The sequence below is a fragment of the Actinocorallia aurea genome, assembly GCF_054783995.1.
On the sequence record NZ_BAAGPQ010000028.1, the window covers coordinates 292,865 to 308,247 of the forward strand.

At 72.9% G+C, this 15,383-nt stretch carries 13 protein-coding genes; 4 read left to right on the top strand and 9 right to left on the bottom strand.

Going from position 1 to position 15,383, the window contains the following annotated elements:
• Positions 1–34 precede the first annotated feature (34 nt).
• Entirely contained in the window at positions 35–1,648 is a 1,614-nt protein-coding gene (locus ACYVOM_RS32225; RefSeq protein WP_460307327.1) for an acyl-CoA dehydrogenase family protein, read from the bottom strand.
• Positions 1,649–1,711: 63 nt separating this feature from the next.
• Between ACYVOM_RS32225 and ACYVOM_RS32230 the strand changes: the two genes are divergently transcribed.
• The 4 genes from ACYVOM_RS32230 to ACYVOM_RS32245 all read left to right on the top strand — a co-directional run bounded on the left by ACYVOM_RS32230 (position 1,712) and on the right by ACYVOM_RS32245 (position 9,500).
• The gene (locus tag ACYVOM_RS32230; protein ID WP_460307328.1) at positions 1,712–2,425 is read left to right on the top strand and encodes a PaaX domain-containing protein, C- domain protein; all 714 of its coding nucleotides are present in this window, start codon (positions 1,712–1,714) and stop codon (positions 2,423–2,425) included.
• A gap of 113 nt (positions 2,426–2,538) precedes the next feature.
• The gene (locus ACYVOM_RS32235; protein ID WP_460307329.1) at positions 2,539–3,342 is read left to right on the top strand and encodes an ArsR/SmtB family transcription factor; all 804 of its coding nucleotides are present in this window, start codon (positions 2,539–2,541) and stop codon (positions 3,340–3,342) included.
• Between the two features lie 847 nt (positions 3,343–4,189).
• Positions 4,190–8,995: a DNA-binding protein gene (locus ACYVOM_RS32240; protein WP_460307330.1), complete on the top strand. Its 4,806-nt coding sequence runs from the start codon at positions 4,190–4,192 to the stop codon at positions 8,993–8,995.
• A 148-nt stretch (positions 8,996–9,143) separates the two neighbouring features.
• Complete coding sequence (locus tag ACYVOM_RS32245) at positions 9,144–9,500, top strand: hypothetical protein (protein WP_460307331.1); 357 nt, start codon at positions 9,144–9,146, stop codon at positions 9,498–9,500.
• Between the two features lie 415 nt (positions 9,501–9,915).
• On the opposite strand, the gene ACYVOM_RS32250 is transcribed toward ACYVOM_RS32245, so the two are convergent.
• The 8 genes from ACYVOM_RS32250 to ACYVOM_RS32285 all read right to left on the bottom strand — a co-directional run bounded on the left by ACYVOM_RS32250 (position 9,916) and on the right by ACYVOM_RS32285 (position 15,312).
• The gene (locus tag ACYVOM_RS32250; RefSeq protein WP_460307332.1) at positions 9,916–11,136 is read right to left on the bottom strand and encodes an ATP-binding protein; all 1,221 of its coding nucleotides are present in this window, start codon (positions 11,134–11,136) and stop codon (positions 9,916–9,918) included.
• Between the two features lie 55 nt (positions 11,137–11,191).
• The gene (locus ACYVOM_RS32255) at positions 11,192–11,755 is read right to left on the bottom strand and encodes a dihydrofolate reductase family protein (RefSeq protein ID WP_460307333.1); all 564 of its coding nucleotides are present in this window, start codon (positions 11,753–11,755) and stop codon (positions 11,192–11,194) included.
• Between the two features lie 2 nt (positions 11,756–11,757).
• Positions 11,758–12,249: an SRPBCC family protein gene (locus tag ACYVOM_RS32260; RefSeq protein WP_460307334.1), complete on the bottom strand. Its 492-nt coding sequence runs from the start codon at positions 12,247–12,249 to the stop codon at positions 11,758–11,760.
• Positions 12,246–12,608 carry an ArsR/SmtB family transcription factor gene (locus tag ACYVOM_RS32265; protein WP_460307335.1) on the bottom strand — a complete coding sequence of 121 codons (363 nt, stop codon included), beginning with the start codon at positions 12,606–12,608 and terminating at the stop codon, positions 12,246–12,248. Before ACYVOM_RS32265 ends, ACYVOM_RS32260 begins: the two co-directional genes overlap by 4 nt.
• 187 nt (positions 12,609–12,795) lie before the next feature.
• A complete protein-coding gene (locus ACYVOM_RS32270; RefSeq protein ID WP_460307336.1) occupies positions 12,796–13,206 on the bottom strand; it encodes a hypothetical protein in 411 nt (136 codons plus the stop codon).
• 190 nt (positions 13,207–13,396) lie between these two features.
• Positions 13,397–13,798: a VOC family protein gene (locus ACYVOM_RS32275; RefSeq protein WP_460307337.1), complete on the bottom strand. Its 402-nt coding sequence runs from the start codon at positions 13,796–13,798 to the stop codon at positions 13,397–13,399.
• 490 nt (positions 13,799–14,288) lie between these two features.
• Positions 14,289–14,438 (bottom strand): GPGG-motif small membrane protein, encoded by a 150-nt coding sequence (locus ACYVOM_RS32280; protein WP_460307338.1) that lies wholly within the window; start codon positions 14,436–14,438, stop codon positions 14,289–14,291.
• A gap of 262 nt (positions 14,439–14,700) precedes the next feature.
• Complete coding sequence (locus tag ACYVOM_RS32285) at positions 14,701–15,312, bottom strand: TetR/AcrR family transcriptional regulator (RefSeq protein WP_460307339.1); 612 nt, start codon at positions 15,310–15,312, stop codon at positions 14,701–14,703.
• Between the last annotated feature and the right edge of the window lie 71 nt (positions 15,313–15,383).

Consider the following 15,383-nt stretch of genomic DNA (forward strand, 5'->3'; position numbering starts at 1 on the left):
GTAGAAGGAACGGCATCGCGTCCGGCGCCTGCGGTCAGGTGGCGAGGGCGCCCTGGAGGAGGGTGTCGAAGTGGGTGAGGTCGTCGGGGGCGTCGATGCCGCGGAGGGGGCCGGGGGAGTGCAGGCGGCGTTCGGTGAACAGCTTCGCGACCAGGGGGCGGCCGTGTCGTTGGAGGAGGGAGGCGGTGTGGACGTCGGTCAGGAAGGTCGCGAGGGGGTGCAGGCGGGCCTCGGCCACGTCGTCGGGCAGGGCGTGCCATGCGGCGACGGCCTTGTCGAGGTCGGTGAGGGGGACGTCGGCGCCGGTCTCGGCGATGCGCGCCCGGAACTCCTCGTAGGCGCCCTTGCGCAGGGCGCGGCGCACGTCGAGGCACAGGATGTTGTCGCCGCCCTCCCAGATCGGGTTGACCTGGGCGTCGCGCAGGATGCGGGCCATCGGCCACTGCTCGATGTAGCCGTTGCCGCCGTGCAGTTCCAGCGCGTCGCTCGCGGCCGTCAGGCCGAGGCGGGCGGCGCGTAGTTTCGCGAGGGGAGGGGTGAGTCGCTGGCGGTGCAGGAAGCCGTCGAACACGAGCGCCTGCGCGGCCTCGACGTCGACGATGAGTTCGGCGAGCTTGCGCCGCACCAGGGGCTTGTCGATGAGCGGTCCGCCGAACGCCTCGCGCGCCCGCGTGTAGAGCACGGCCTCGACCAGGGAGCGCCGCGCGCACGCCAGACCCATCAGCGCGATCCCGAGCCGCGCCCCGTTGGTGAGCTCCATCATCCGGCCGAGTCCGCGTCCGTCGCCGGTCCCGCCCTCGCCCTCCGTGCGGGCCGGTGCGAGCAGGAACGCCTCGGCGCCGGTGAACTCGATCTCGGCGGAGGCCACCGAGCGGGTGCCGAGCTTGTCCTTGAGCCGCCGGACGACGACCGCGTTGCGCGAGCCGTCGCGGCGCTCCTTCAGCACCAGGAAGGGCGCGACCTGGCCGCCGGCCCGCGCCATCACCACGAACGCCGATCCACCGGCGTTGGAGGCGAACCACTTCACTCCTGACAGCTCCCACGCGTCGCCGGAAGGCACCGCCGTGGACTCCATCGCGGCGAGGTCGGAGCCGCCGGTCCGCTCGGTGAGCAGCTGGGCGGCCTCGCCGGAGTACATGCCGGCCGCGAAGATCTCGCGGACGCGCGCTTTGACGTCGTCGGGCGCGAACCGTTCGGCCAGCAGGACGACCATGTCGCCGCCGGTGCCGAGCGCGCAGCCCATGCCGATGTCGGCCTGGTAGAGCAGGTAGTTCCAGGCCATGCCGAGCGCGATCGGGTGCGCGCCGCGCGTGCGGGCCTCGGCCACGAACTCCGGGCGCGAGAAGGAACCCTCGATGAGGGCCGCCCTGGCCGTCTCGAACGACGGCGGCATGACCACCTCGCCGACCTCGTGTCCCCACCGGTCGTAGCGTTCCAGACGGGGCGGGTTCCGGTCGGTCTCGCGCGCGCAGGTCTCGACGAGGCCGCTCATGAGCGCGCCCGCCTCGGTCAGCCGCGCCTCCGCCCATGACCGGGCGTCGCCGAGGTGCGGGCGCAGGGCCGTGCGCAAGGTGGGGTCGGTCGTGTACCAGTTCAGCGCCGCGGCGCCCCGGTACCGCTCGGTGGCGTACCTCTGAGCCGTGTCCATCCCCGGACGTTACATCTCTTCGACACGTGTGTGAAGACTGTAATGGGCGGTAGGGTCGCCGGCATGGAGTTCCGGCCGCTCACGGCCCGTTCGGTCGTCCTCAGCACGCTGCTGGGCGCCCATCCGCCGCGGCTCGCCGCGCGTCACCTCGTCAGGGTGGGGGAGCTGTTCGGGGTCGCGGAGGGCACGGTGCGGGTGGCGCTGTCGCGGATGGTCGCGGCCGGCGACCTGGTGCAGACCGAGCGCGGCTACGCGCTCGCCGACCGGCTCGTGGAGCGCCAGCGCCGCCAGGACGACGGCCGCGAACCCCGCACCGTCGCCTGGGAGGGCTCCTGGGAGATGCTCGTGGTCGTCGCCGAGCGGCGCGGCGCCGCCGACCGCGCCGCGCTCCGCGAGGACCTCGCCGGGCTCGGCCTCGCCGAACTGCGCGAGGGCGTCTGGACCCGGCCGGCCAACCTCGCCCGCCCGCTCCCGGAGTTCCCCGCCTGCCTGCGCCTCGACGCGACGGTGCCGGACCCCGTCGCGCTCGCCGCCCGCCTGTGGGACCTGCCCGCCTGGGACACCCGCGCCCGCGCCCTCAACGCGGCCTTCGAGGAGGCCGCCGACCTCCGCGCGCGCTTCGTGATCTCGGCAGCCGCCCTCCGCCACCTCCGCGACGACCCCCTGCTTCCCCCCGCCCTCCTGCCGCAGCCCTGGCCCGGTCCGACCCTCCGCGCCCACTACGCCGGCTTCCGCGAAGACCTCGCAGCCTTCCTCCGCACCGCCTCCACCGCCTGACCGCGTTCGGTCCGCGCGCAGCGGGCCGCGGATGCGCGCCTTGACAGGCAGCCGGTTGGCTGCCTAAGTTAAAGGCAGCCGAATGGCTGCATATCGGGGAGTGGGACCGGGGTGTGAGAACGGACATGGACGAGGTCTTCAAGGCGCTGGCCGATCCGAGCCGGCGCGCGCTGCTCGACTCGCTCAACGCACGCAACGGGCAGACGCTGCGCGAGTTGTGCGCGGGGCTCGACATGGCCAGGCAGTCCGTGAGCAAGCACCTCGCGGTGCTGGAGGAGGCAGGGCTCGTCGCGACCGTGCGCCGCGGGCGGGAGAAGTTGCACTACCTCAACGCCGCGCCCGTGCACGAGATCGCCCACCGGTGGATCAGCCGTTACGACCGCGCCAGGGTCGATGCCCTGGCGGACCTGAAACTCGCGCTGGAGGAGACCACGATGGACGCGCCGACCTTCGTCTACACCACCTACATCCGCACCACTCCGCAGAAGCTCTGGCAGGCGCTGACCGAGCCCGCCTTCACCCGCCGGTACTGGGCCACGGAGTTCACCACGGACTGGTCCGTCGGCTCACCGATGACCTGGGACAACCACGGCGTGCTGATCAGCGACCCGGAGCAGGTCGTGCTGGAGGCCGACCCCTACAGCCGGCTCTCCTACACCTGGCACACCATCACCCCGGAACTTGCCAAGCGCTTCGGCTGGGACGACGAGCTGCTCGCCCGGCTCTCCGCCGAGGCCCGCTCGAAGGTCACCTTCACGATCGAGGAGACGGGGCCGGTTGTGAAGCTGACCGTCGTGCACGACGGCTTCGAGGCGGGATCGGGCATGGCCGAGATGGTCCAGCACGGCTGGCCGGGCGTGGTGGCGAGCCTGAAGACGCTGCTGGAGACCGGTGAGCCGCTCCCGGACGACTCCTGACGGTCCCGCCTCGCGCCGGATCTCGCGGCCTCCCCTGCTCCCTAGAGGAAATCTATGATGGCCAGTGTAGACATTGGGGCTTGGTGTGGGTAGAGTTCCTGTCGTAGCGAGAAACGAGATCAGAGATACCCGGCAGATGACGAACTGCCGGGGCAGGAAACGCAGTACGGCGGTACGTCGCAAGGCCGAGCCTGTGGAGTAGGGGCTTTGCGACGACGAGACGCCCGCGCGGCGGCCGGCAGTGCGAAGGCCGTGGGCAGGGCGGCGTCGCCGAGAGAAAAGGCAAGTGCAGTCACCGCTGGTGCATAACGGCAAGTGAAAGATCAGAGGAGAAGGGAAGGGTCTTACGCCGTCGGATCGCCCGTCGCAGGCAGTTCGTCTCGCCGGGCGGGTACCGCAGTCCCATCAGATTGGAAGGTGGTTCTCGGTCACGCATTCGCGATCCCCGCACACCGGGCCTTTTCGGCCGGTGAACGCGGAACATGCAAGCCGGTGTACGTACCGGCGGATGGTGTAGTACCCGCAAACCCTGGGCCCCGGCGGACACCGCCGGGGCCCTCGACGCGCGCAAAAGACGGACCGGTCGCGGGGCCTGGTTCGCTGCGCCTCGTCTCGTCGCCGCGTGAACTGTCGGTGGCGGCCGCTAGGTTCTGATCGAAGTCGTGCCGACCGGGTGCGCCGCGGAAGCGGGAACCGGTCGGCGGACCGTCGCGGTGGAGACGCCGCGGTGAAGGCGTATCGCAGATCCCCCGCCCTGCGTTCGCCGTGCCCGCCCCGGAGGAGATCCGGGTCCGGGTCATGGGCAGCGAGCGCCGCGGCGGCGTGCCGTCGCGCGAGGGGAGAACCGATGAACGAGACGATCGACGACCCGTCCGAGGGCGCGACGGCCCAGGACCTGAAGGCGGGCGCCTACCTGCACCCGGACACCGCCGACCCGGGTGAGGGCGTCCCCGTCACCGCCCGCGCCTACCGGCGGCCCGGCCTTCCCGGGCGCACGGTCGTCCGGCTCGTCCCGGAGCGGACCGGCGCGGCCGAGGACGCCGCGGCGGCCTTTCACGGCCTGGAGCGCTTCGGGCCCGCCGAGGTCGTCGGGTTCGGCGCGGGCCGGAGCGTCGCGTTCCCCGAGTGGGTGCTGGTGCACCATCCGCAGGACGCGCCCCGCGCGCTCGCGCTGCTCCCGGAGATCGACCGGCTGTCGGGCCTCGCGGCGGCCCGCCCGCAGGCCGCGCTCGACGGGTTCCTCGCACTCGGCGAACGGCTCGCCGAGTCGCTGCCGCACCTCCTGCCCACGTACTTCGAGCGGGCGGCCAGGGAGTTCGTCGCCGCCCGGCAGCCGGCCTGCGCGGTCCGCATGTTCGGCGCGGCCCGCAAGGCCGAGGACGTCCACGGCCTGCCGATCGACTGGGACAGGCTCGACGACGTCTTCACCGAGTTCTCCCTGACGGGCCTGCTCCCTTCGGGTTCGCTCTCGGACCACTCCCGGGAACTCGCCCTGCGCCTCCCCGCGGACGAGGCCCTGGCGCGGTATCTGCGGCTGGCCGTGCGCCGGACGTCGGGCGGCGTGCCTCCGGCGGTGTCGATGGCGTCGGACGTCAGGCGGCTCGCGAAGGCGGCGTCCGCGGACACCGGCCGGATCGAGCGCGACCACCTCGCCGAACTGCTGACGTTCCCGGCCACCGCGCTCGCGCCGCAGAACTGGTGGACGAAGCAGCAGGCGACCCTGAAGGCGCTGGCCGCGGAGCGCCCGGAGATCCGCCGCGTCGTCCTCGACCTCACCCCCGCCGTCCTGCGGCACCTCACCTTCCGCGCCACCTGGCGCACCAGGACCGGGCTCGTCGAGACCTGGATCGGCGTCCTGGAGGCGAGCGGCGCGGCGTCGCTGCTCGCGGAAGGGGAAGCGGGGGAGGGCGGCGCGGTCGACTTCCTCGAGTGCCTGCTGGAGGCGCTCGGCGAGGACTTCTCGGGCAGGTCGATGCCCCTGGAGACGCTGATCACGCCGCTGGCGGGCCGGTTGCGGGCCGAGATCGCGGAGCGGGGCGCTCCGCCGGCCGCGCCGAGGAGCGCCGAGCTGCTCGATCTGCTGCTCGCGCTCGGCCTGCCCGTCGCGGGCCCGTCCCGTCGCGGGCTGTCCCTCACCGAGTGGACGGCGAACGAGAACCGCCGCGATCTCGCCGCGCTGGGCGCCGACCCGCGTTTCGCCGAGGGCCTTCGGGACGAGATCAGCAGGGCGCACTACCACGGGCCCGACCATGAGCGGGTCCTGTACCAGGCCCCCGCGCTGCGCCCGCATGTGCGGGGGCTCGCGGTCGAGCGGGCGGGGCGCGTCGCCGGGTCGGATCTGCCCACGTGGGGTGTCCGGCTCGGCGGCCTGCAGGAGCTCCGCCCCGAGATCCTGCGGACCGCCGGCGCGGAGGCGCGCACCGCGCTGCGGTCCGTGGACCCCGCGGACCTGCTGGCCAGGACCCTGCGCGGCGGCCTCTTCGCCGAGCTCGTCTGGCCGGCCTTCGAGGAGGCCATGGCCGGGTTCTTCCCGCCGGACGGCGCGGGCACGCCGCTGATCGCCGAGGAGTGGCCCTACCTGGTCCTCGCCGACGACAGGCGCGCCGTGGTCCTGGACGGCTCCGGCGTCGTCCTCGACCACGAGCTGCACGTGCCCGCCCGCCGCCCGACGGGCTTTCGCTACGTGGACGGGAGGCTGCTCGTCCAGTGGAGGGCCGTTGACGGCGAGATCTCCGGGTACTGGCACACCGCTCCCCACAGGGTGCTGCGCCTGGCGGGCGACCACCTGAACCGCCAGGTCCTGAAGGGCACCTGGAGGTTCCCGAGGATCAGCCTGGAAGCGCCGGACGGAGGCCGGCTGACCGGCACCTCGGTGATCCGCCCGGGCAAGGCGGCGGCGCCCGGCTCGGCCGAACTCGTCTCGGACGGCGAGGCCTTCTGGGCGCGCGTCCCGCAGCCGGAGGGGCCCTTCTGGCACAGGCTCGACCCGGGCACCGGGCGGCCCGCCGAGCCCGGCATGCCCGACTTCTTCGCCGAGCCCGGCGAAGCCTTCCTCGACGGCTTCCTCGCGCCCCTCCCGGAGGACGGCCCGACCCCGGTCGGCGCGGTCGTCGGCGGGCTGTTCGGGCAGCGGACGGTCAGGCTGCCCGACGGCACCGCGCGCGGCGAGGACCTCGCGGGCCGCGCCACCCCCGCGGTCGCCGGATACGACACGCTGTGGCCGCTGACCCTGCCTGGGGACGACGCGCCGCGCGCGCTCGCCCGAAGCGGAGACGGAAACTTCGCCTACTGCCACCTGATCGGTCCGGACGGGCTCGTCCTCGCCGAGACCTGGATGTCCGGCGGGCACGGGGAGCGGTTCCGGATCCCGCCGGCGCACTACTGGGTCAGGCTCCGGCCGCGTGACGAGCGCGGCTCGAAAGCACTGCGCCGCGTCGACCGGGACCTCGCGGCGCGTCTCATGGCGGGGCCGCAGGAGGCCGTGGAGGAGCGCGTGCGCGCCGAACTGCCCGACGTGGGCGACACGGTGCTGATCGAGGGCGTCGCGCGCGCCGTCGTCGACGCGATGCGGCTGGCCGCTCAGTTGACGGACGTGGCGAAGCACGTCGAGGACGTGCTCAGGCCGGTCTCCGGCCTTCCCGCCGAGCGTCCGGCGTCGCCGGGGGACCACGCGGTGTTCCGCGCCGTCGACGGCCTGCGCGAGGACCAGAGCGGCCGCTATTTCGGCAGCCGGACGACCGAGACCGCCCACCTGCTGTGGAGGCTCGCCGGGTTCAGGGAGGGCAGGTACGGGCAGGCCGGCGCGTGGATCGAGCTGCCCGTCCAGGACCTCGACCTCACCTGGGCGCCCGACGCTCTCGCAGCCTTCACGCTGCTGGCCGCGACCGGGATCGTGCCGGAGCCCAGCCGGGCCGCCCTGCGGGAACTGCTCGCCCTGCTCGACGCCGCCGGCCTCGTCGACGCCGACCCGGCCGCCTGGCGGCTGTTCAGGGTCCGGCCGCGGACGGAGGAGGCCGAGCGCGAGCCCCGCCGCGGCTACCAGCGCGAGGGCGGGGCGTTCTTCGCCGTCGTGGGCGAGGAGAAGGGGGCGAACGGCGCGCCGACGGAGTACTGGGCGGTCTGCCACGACCCGTCGGGCGGGTTCGAGGCACCGGGGGAGTACGAGGTCCTGAAGGTGCTCCCCTACGCCGAGAACACCGCGGGCATTCCCGTCGCGGCGACACTGGCGCTGCTCGACGCGCAGGGGCCCGCCCCGTGGCACGCCGGTCCGGCCAAGGAGTTCGCGCGGCTCACCGGGGCCACGCCGACGGTCGCCGGGCTCGTGGTGTCCGGCCTCATCGGCCTCTCCGGACACACGGGCTCCTCCCAGCTCGACGGGGTGCGCAAGGCGCTCGGCCGCAACGCCGCCGAGACCGAGGCCGCCCAGGCGTCCCTGCGGACCCTGCCGGGGAAGGTGCGCCGCGCGCTCGTCGGCGCGCTGCTGCCCGCCGACCCCGCACTGCTGTGGAGCCGGGGCCCGGACGTCGCCGCCGCCGCCGACGTGTGGAACCGGAGCGTGCCGTGGCGCACGATGGTGCCCGAGGACCTGCTCACCAAGGCGGAGCAGGAGTTGGGATCAGGGACGGGGGCGCAACGCCACCTGCGCGCGGTGCTCGACCCGGAGAACTCCCCGGGCCTTTCCCGGGACCTGGAGTTCAAGCCGCGCGGCTACGGCTTCGAGCCCGTCGTCAGGGACGGGTTCACCGCGGACGTGCTGGAATCGTCGGTGCGGTCGCTGGCCTGGCTGGCGCACCGGCTGCCCGCGGGCGACCGGCTGCGGAAGCTGCTCCCGGAAGGGCTCGCCGCCGTGCGCGAGCGCCTCGCCCACCCGGGGCTCGTCCTCGGGCTGCCGGACCAGATCGACATCGCGGACTTCAAGCAGGCGGCGGGAGAGGCCCCCGAGGAGAAGGGCGACGGATGGGAGCGGTACGGCGCGATCCTCCTCAAGACGGGCGTCCCCCGGTACCGGCCCGGCCTTCTGGCCGCGCGTCTCGCGGAGGAGCCGCGGCTGCCCCTGCTGCGCGGCGAGCCCGAGCTGCCGCACGCCGTCGAGATCGCCTTCCGGACGGCGCTCGACGAGCGTTTCGCGGCGCTGCTCGCCGATCCGGGCGACCCCGCCGAAGGCGACCGGCTCAAGGACGGCACCTGGTACCCCCAGGACCCCTCGCGCTCCGTGCCGGGGGTCGTCGCCGAGGCCGCCGAACGGTGCGGCGTCTCGCGGGACGCCGCGGCGGTGTACCTCATGCTGCTGGCGATGCCCGATCCGACCGACCGGAACACCGCCCGCTGGACCGGCTGGCGCCCCGCCCGCCTGGCCGCGGCCCGCAAAGAGCTCGCCGCCACCGACCTCGTCGTGATGGTCCGCCGCCCGAAGGCGGGCCGGGGCCTTTTCCTGCCCTGCCCGTGGGCCGAGGCCCCCGGTCCGCGGGTGCCGATGGAGGAGTGGAAGCACGCCCTGTACCCCTTCTCCGCCCGCGGCGCCGCCCCGCTGACCACGGTGGTGCCCACCGAACCCGTCGCCGACGTGTACCGTCGCGCCTGGCGCCGGATCACCGAAGGCGACCGCCCGCACCTCCCCGCTGAGGAGCCCCCACCCGGGCCTGCGGCACCCTGACGCCGGCCCCGCCCGCGGCCCCGCACTCACGCCCGGGGCCGGGGCGTGGGTGCGGGCTGCGTCGGTGTCCCGGGAGGCGTGGGCGGGAGTCCCTGGGGCGTCGGACGGGGTCGGGCGCACACTGGGCGTCGAGCGGGGAGGTCGCCGGGTGCGGGCAGAAGTGGTGGCGGGGGAGGAGGACATGCCCGACGGCCTGTGCGGCGATCCGCTGGAGGGGTACACCGCGCTCGCGCACCGCGCTGCGGCCGACGAGCGCCGCGACGCGTCGGCGCACCTGCCGTGCCCGCACGGGACGCGCCTGCTCGGCACGGCCGCGTGGGCGGTCCAGACGGGCGAGGTGGTCGGCAGGTCGGCCCTCTCCGGTCTGACGCTGACCGGCGCGTTCCCCGACGAGTCCCTGGCCCACGCCGTCGTCTCGGCCGCCCGCCACCCGGACCTCGCCGACGCCTCGACGCCCTGGGCGGTCGGCGGCGTCGGCTTCTGCGCCATCGTCCTGAATCGCTGACCACCCCACCGACGCCCCGATGTCGGCGGCTACCGGACGGCGAACGACACAGGTTCGGCTGCCGCGCCGCCGCTCACCGTGCCAGTTCCCAGGCCGCCACCCTGTCGGCGCACGTCCGCCCCTCGGCGGCGCCCGACGGCTCCGGTCCGGGAGGACCTTCCCCCGAGCAGGCGGACAGCATCACGCGACAGCAGACGAGGACGGCGGTGCCCCACCGCAGGCCGGCCATAGATCACTCCGGTCTCAGAAGACGACTGCCCACAGCGTCGGCCACGAGGGGGTTCCGCGAGACCTGCGGCGGATCCCCGACGGGAGTGCGGGCCCACCTGGCCTCGATCGGCGCCGCCCTGGCCGAGCGGTACGGCCGGAACCCTCCCCCTCCGGCGGAGGGCTGACGCCGCGGCGGGGTCGGCGGTCAGGGGCGGGGCAGGGGGAGGCGGAGGACCAGGCGGGCGCCGGGGGAGCCGTCGGGGCGGTCGGTGACGTGGAGGGTGCCGCCGTGGGATTCGGCGATCTCGCGGGAGATCGCGAGACCCAGGCCGCTGCCGCCCGGGTCGGCGGTGCGGGCGTCGGGGCGGCGGTAGAAGCGGGTGAAGACCTGCTCCTTGTCGGCGTCGGGGATGCCGGGGCCGTCGTCGATCACCTCCAGGACTGCCGTGTCCCCTTGCGCGGTGACGCGGGCCTCCACGCGGGAGCGGGCGTGGCGTTCGGCGTTGGCCAGCAGGTTGCCCACGAGGCGGGCCAGGCGGATCGGGGAGGCGTTCACGACGACGCCGAAGTCCAGGTGGGTGGTGGTGGCGGTCCCGGGGTCGGAGCGGGCCAGTTCGTCGCGCACCAGGCGGGCCAGGTCGACGGGTTCGGTCGGGACTGCCGCGCCCTCTTCCAGCCGGGCCAGTTGGAGGAGGTCGCCGATGATGTCGCCGAGCCGTTCCGCGTCCCGCAGGGCCGACCGCAGGATCGCGCGCGGGTCGGCGTCGGGGTCGGCCAGGGCGTCCTCCAGCCGGAGTTGGAGGCCGGTGACGGGGCCGCGCAGGTCGTGGGAGGTGTCGGCGACCGCCTCGCGCTGGCGCCGCACGATCTCCCGCAGCCCCTCGGAGATCCGCCGCTCCTGGTCCCCGGCGCTGCGGAGGCTGCGGTTGATCTCCTGGAGCTCCCCGGCCTGGGCGAACAGCCGGGCCTCGACGGCCGCCGCGTGCGTCGCCCCGGCTCCGGAGAACGCGGACAGGCCGCCCGCGCCGATCCCGTCGACGGACGACGTGACCTCCTGGACCCGCACGACCACGCCGCCGATCGTGCCGTCCGGCTCCGGGAACGCCGTGGCGGCCACGATCCAGTACCGCTCGGTGCTCTCGCCGGAGCCGCCGGGCACCTCGATGTCGTACCGCTGCAGCGTGAGGACGTCGCCCTCCTCCCCGGCGAGCGCCCGCTCCAACGCCGCCCGCAGGCTCTCGGCCCCCTGCGGCCAGGCGCGCCCGGGGAAGACCTCGAAGACGTTCCGGCCGACGCACTCCTCGCGGGGGAGCCGGAACAGCCGCTCATGCGCCCGGTTGACCGAAACGTAGTCGAACTCCGGCGACATCAGCGCCAGCGCCACCGGAGCGACGTCGAACAACGTCCTGAAATCCACCTTGTCCATGTCGGCCCCCTCGCAGTCCCTCCCAGCATAGAAAACCCCTGACCTGCACGAAAGTTCAGTGTTCGAGGGTGCGGTAGTGGAGGTGGACGACGCCGTTGGGGAAGCGGCGTTCGTCGAGGAGGTCGAGGTCGGTGCGGGTGCCGGTCGGCAGGCCCGGCTTGCCGCCGCCTACGGCGAGCGGCCAGATGAACAGGTGGCACTCGTCGACCAGGCCGGCCTTGAAGGCCTGGGTCGCGAGGTTCGCGCCGCCTATCGTGAGGTCGCTGTCGGCCTCGGCCTTCAGGCGCCGTACCGCGGCGGGGTCGAAGTGGCGTTCGATCCGGGTGTCGGCGGTCGGCACCGTGGCCAGGGTCGTGGAGTAGACGATCTTGTGCGGGGCTTTCCAGGCTTTCGCGAAGTCGGCCGTGAGGTCGGACCGGGCGGCCAGAGCGGGGTCGGTCTCCCAGACGGCCATCGATGTGTACAGGCGCCGCCCGTAGAGGAGCGTGCCGGCGGACCGCAGGACGCCGGTGGTGAACGCGAACACCTCGTCGTCGCCGGGGAGCCAGGAGAACACGCCGCGTTCGTCCTCGATGTAGCCGTCGAGCGACACGTTCGTCACGTAGATGAGCTTTGCCATGCCTATGCCTCTCGGTGATCGGCTGCGACGGCCTGGACCCTCGTCAGCGCGGCGTCCAGCTTGGTGAACGCCTGGCGCCAGCCGTTCTCGCTGGGGTGCGCCAGGTGTTCGGGGAGCCACTGGCGGATCTCCAGCCGGGTCCGCCCGTCGGCCTCGTCATGGAACTCGATGCGGAGCCTCGTCTCGAACGCCTCGACGCCCTCCGGCAGCCGGCCGCCGACGTGCATGACGCCTTCGAGCAGTGCGCCGCCGACGACGCCCGTGAGGTCGAAGTGGACGCGCACGCGAAGGCCGGGTTCGGCCGCGTTGACCTCCGTCCACCGCTGATGGCCGCCGGGGCGCACGTCGAACTCGATCTCGTCGCGCGGCAGCGAGTTCCCGGCCGGACCCCACCACGCCGCCAGGTGGTCGGGGTCGGTGAACGCCCGGTAGACGAGGTCGCGCGGCGCGTCGAACACGCGCGAGATGACGAGTTGCGGAGTTCTGGTGTTCATTCGACCTCCCTGGGGTCGTCGGTCGCCCGTTCGGCGGCTTGCACTGCGGCGAGGTGGGCGTCGAGGCGGGTGAGGGAGGAGTCCCAGAACCGTCGGAAGTGGTCGATCCAGTCGGCGGCCTCGCGCAGGGGGGCGGGTTCGAGGTGGCTCGCGCGCCATTTGCCCGACCGGGACCGCGAGATGAGCGCGGCGTGTTCGAGCACCTTCAGGTGCCGGGACACCGCGGGCATCGAGATGGAGAGCGGAGCGGTGAGTTCGGTGACGGTGGCGTCGCGTTCGGCCAGTTCGGCGAGGATCGCCCGTCGAGTCGGGTCGGCGAGCGCCGCGAACACCGCGCTGAGCTGATCGGAGCCGGCCATGCGAAGCCTCCCTTCACTTAACGACCATGTTAAGCGTATCGGAGAGGGCGATGCCGTCAAGGGGATGCGCCTGGACGCTTCCCTGAGCTCCTGGGCGTTCACGTGGTGACCGTCGGAAAGAGATCCGTAACGGACACGGCCGCCGACGGGCGGTCGGGACCGTGTCCGCGGAGGAGCGTCTTGTGGGTCAGCTCCAGTGTTGGGAGTCCGAGAGGAAGGCGTGCAGGCGGGAGAAGGCCTGTTCGGCGTCGGCGAGTTGGCCGGGGGCGGGGATGGTGGTGCCGAAGGAGTGCCGGTCGTCGGCCGCCAGCGACCGCCAGCCGAGGATGGGGTTGAAGGCGAGCATGCACCGGCTCAGGCACCAGGCCATCGGTCCGTGGCAGGACGCGACCGCGATCGCGATCGCGGCCAGGCCCTCACGGAGCGCCTCCAGCCGGCCGCGCAACGGCTCCTCGGGGCGCGGCCCCGCAAAGGGCGCCAGCGCTTGGCGCAGCTGACTCGCGCTCAGCCGGTCCGTGCGGGAGGTGCGCCACCGGCCCGCCGCCAGATCCTGGAGGGCTTCACCCACGACGAACTCGACCGCCTCATCCATCGCCACCCCTGAACCTTACGATCAGAGAGCGCCGCGGGACGGGCGGTCGGCGACCTTGGGACGAAAGTCCGTGCCTTGCGGGACCTTGGGCGCCGGGAGCGGATCGTGATGAAGCCCGCCACCTGCCCGTCGTCGACTCGGGCGGCGGCAGGCGGCCACCAGGCTCCGCCGGTCCCGGGATGTCCCTCGGCGCCTCTCAGGTTTCGGAGGGGTAGGTCATGATCTCCATGTTGTGGCCGTCCGGGTCGGCGAAGTAGGCGTTGCGCCAGCCGCCGTGCTCGCCGACGGCCGCGGGACGGGTGTGGCGGGGATCGGCGTAGTAGGTGACGCCGGACCGCTCCAGCCTGTCGATCATGGTGTCGAACTCCGCAGCGGGGACCCGGAAGGCGTAGTGCTGGCTCTGCACGGGACCGCCGGTGTAGGTGTAGAAGTCCAGGGTGAGTCCTCCGTCGACGACGACGGGCACGAAGGGGCCCGTCGGCGCGCCGACCTTCAGCCCGAGGATGCCGGCGAGGAACGTCGCCGACACGGTGCGGTCGCTCGCGTTCACCACCGTGTGATCAAGTCGCACTCCGGAATCAATGTGCTGATCGGACACGATCGCTCTCCTTCTCTCCGCCGGCCTTCCCCCGACGCTAGAACCTCGACCGAACTCGAGGTCAAGACCCGAACCGCCGCCGGTTCGCCTGCCTGGGCGCTTCCCGGATCTCTCGCCCGACCCGTAGGGCGACCGACGTCACCCGTCCCGGCAGGTCGGCCACGCGAGCGCGGCCGCGCTTCGCGAGGGGAGATCTCCAGGCCGGAAGGCGGCGACATCGCTGAGCGGGGTCTGGTCGCTAGTGCGATGAGGGACCTTGGCCCACATCACGACCCATTTTCGCCGATCACGGTGCTATATCGGAGTCGTCATTCCCTGCCCATGTCACCGGTCGCTTCATCCGAAGAGCACGGGCGGTCGAATTCGCGATCGCCACGGATTTCGTGCCCTCTGCGGTCGGCTTGATCTGTCTCCGAGGTTCCGGGGTGAAATGACAGGGCCCGGCCGAGTGGGACCTCCACTCGGCCGGGCGGGGTTCATGCCCTGGTGCCTACAAGTTGAAGATGCTGACGCCGCCTGGCCCGACGAGCAGGCCGATGACGATCAGGGCGATGCCCAGGAGGACATTGCGCTGGGCGATCAGCACGTAAATTCCGTAGATCACCAGGACCACTGCAATCAGCCACAAAAGAGTAAGCATGTATTCGTTATAGCCCTTTCCCCAATCAGGTAAACGTCCCTATCCGACAGATCCGGAATTGCGACCCGCATCACAGTGGCTTCGCCGGTCCGCGCAAGGACCCTGCGGGGGTCTGACCGGCGCCGACGGCGCCGGGCCGGGACGGAAGGGTCGGATCCGACGACGGCGCGTTCCTCACCGGGACCGAGATCCGCATCGACGGCGGAGCCCACCACTGACGAACGCCGGGGCCGCGACCCGAGGTGGCGGCCCCGGCCTGATCTCAGGCGCTGGGCGGCGCGTCCAGGCCGGCGGTCAGGAAGTCGATGATGGCGGCGCCGGATATGGTCGGCGGCTTCTCGCTGGGCCCCGCGGCGAGGGAGCTTCCGTAGATCTCCAGCAGGAGGGTGAAGGCGAGCCGCCAGCGGTCGGAGATCTGGCGGACCGACAGGTCGGGTCGGGCCCGGCCGAGCATCACCTCGAACGGGGTCGAGCTGAACCAGGGCGAGGAGATCGGCATCCGCCGGCGCTGAAGGGTCGCCCGCGCCAGAAGGTGGCACAGCATCCGGCCCTTCTCGGTGCTGACCAGGTCCTCGAAGGGCTCCACCAGCGCGGTCACCAGGTCGCGGACCGACGGGGTGTCGGCCGCCGCGTCGCTCTGGGAGCGCTCGGCCAGCGGACCCAGCCGATCCGCCCAGACGGGCACGAGCTCACGCTCCAGCAGGGCGGCGACGAGGTTCTCCCGGGAGCCGAAGTGGTAGTGCACGGCGCCGGGATTGAGACCTGCCTCGGCGTTGATCGCCCGCACGGACACCCGCTCGGGCTCCTTGGACAGGAACAACCGCTCTGCGGCGGCCAGCAGGCGGTCACGGGTCGAAGAAGTCTCCTCTGGCATCTGGCCATTGGACCACAAGATGCGCAACCATCATTCAATCAGTGATTGACTGATGATGGCCCGGGAACCCC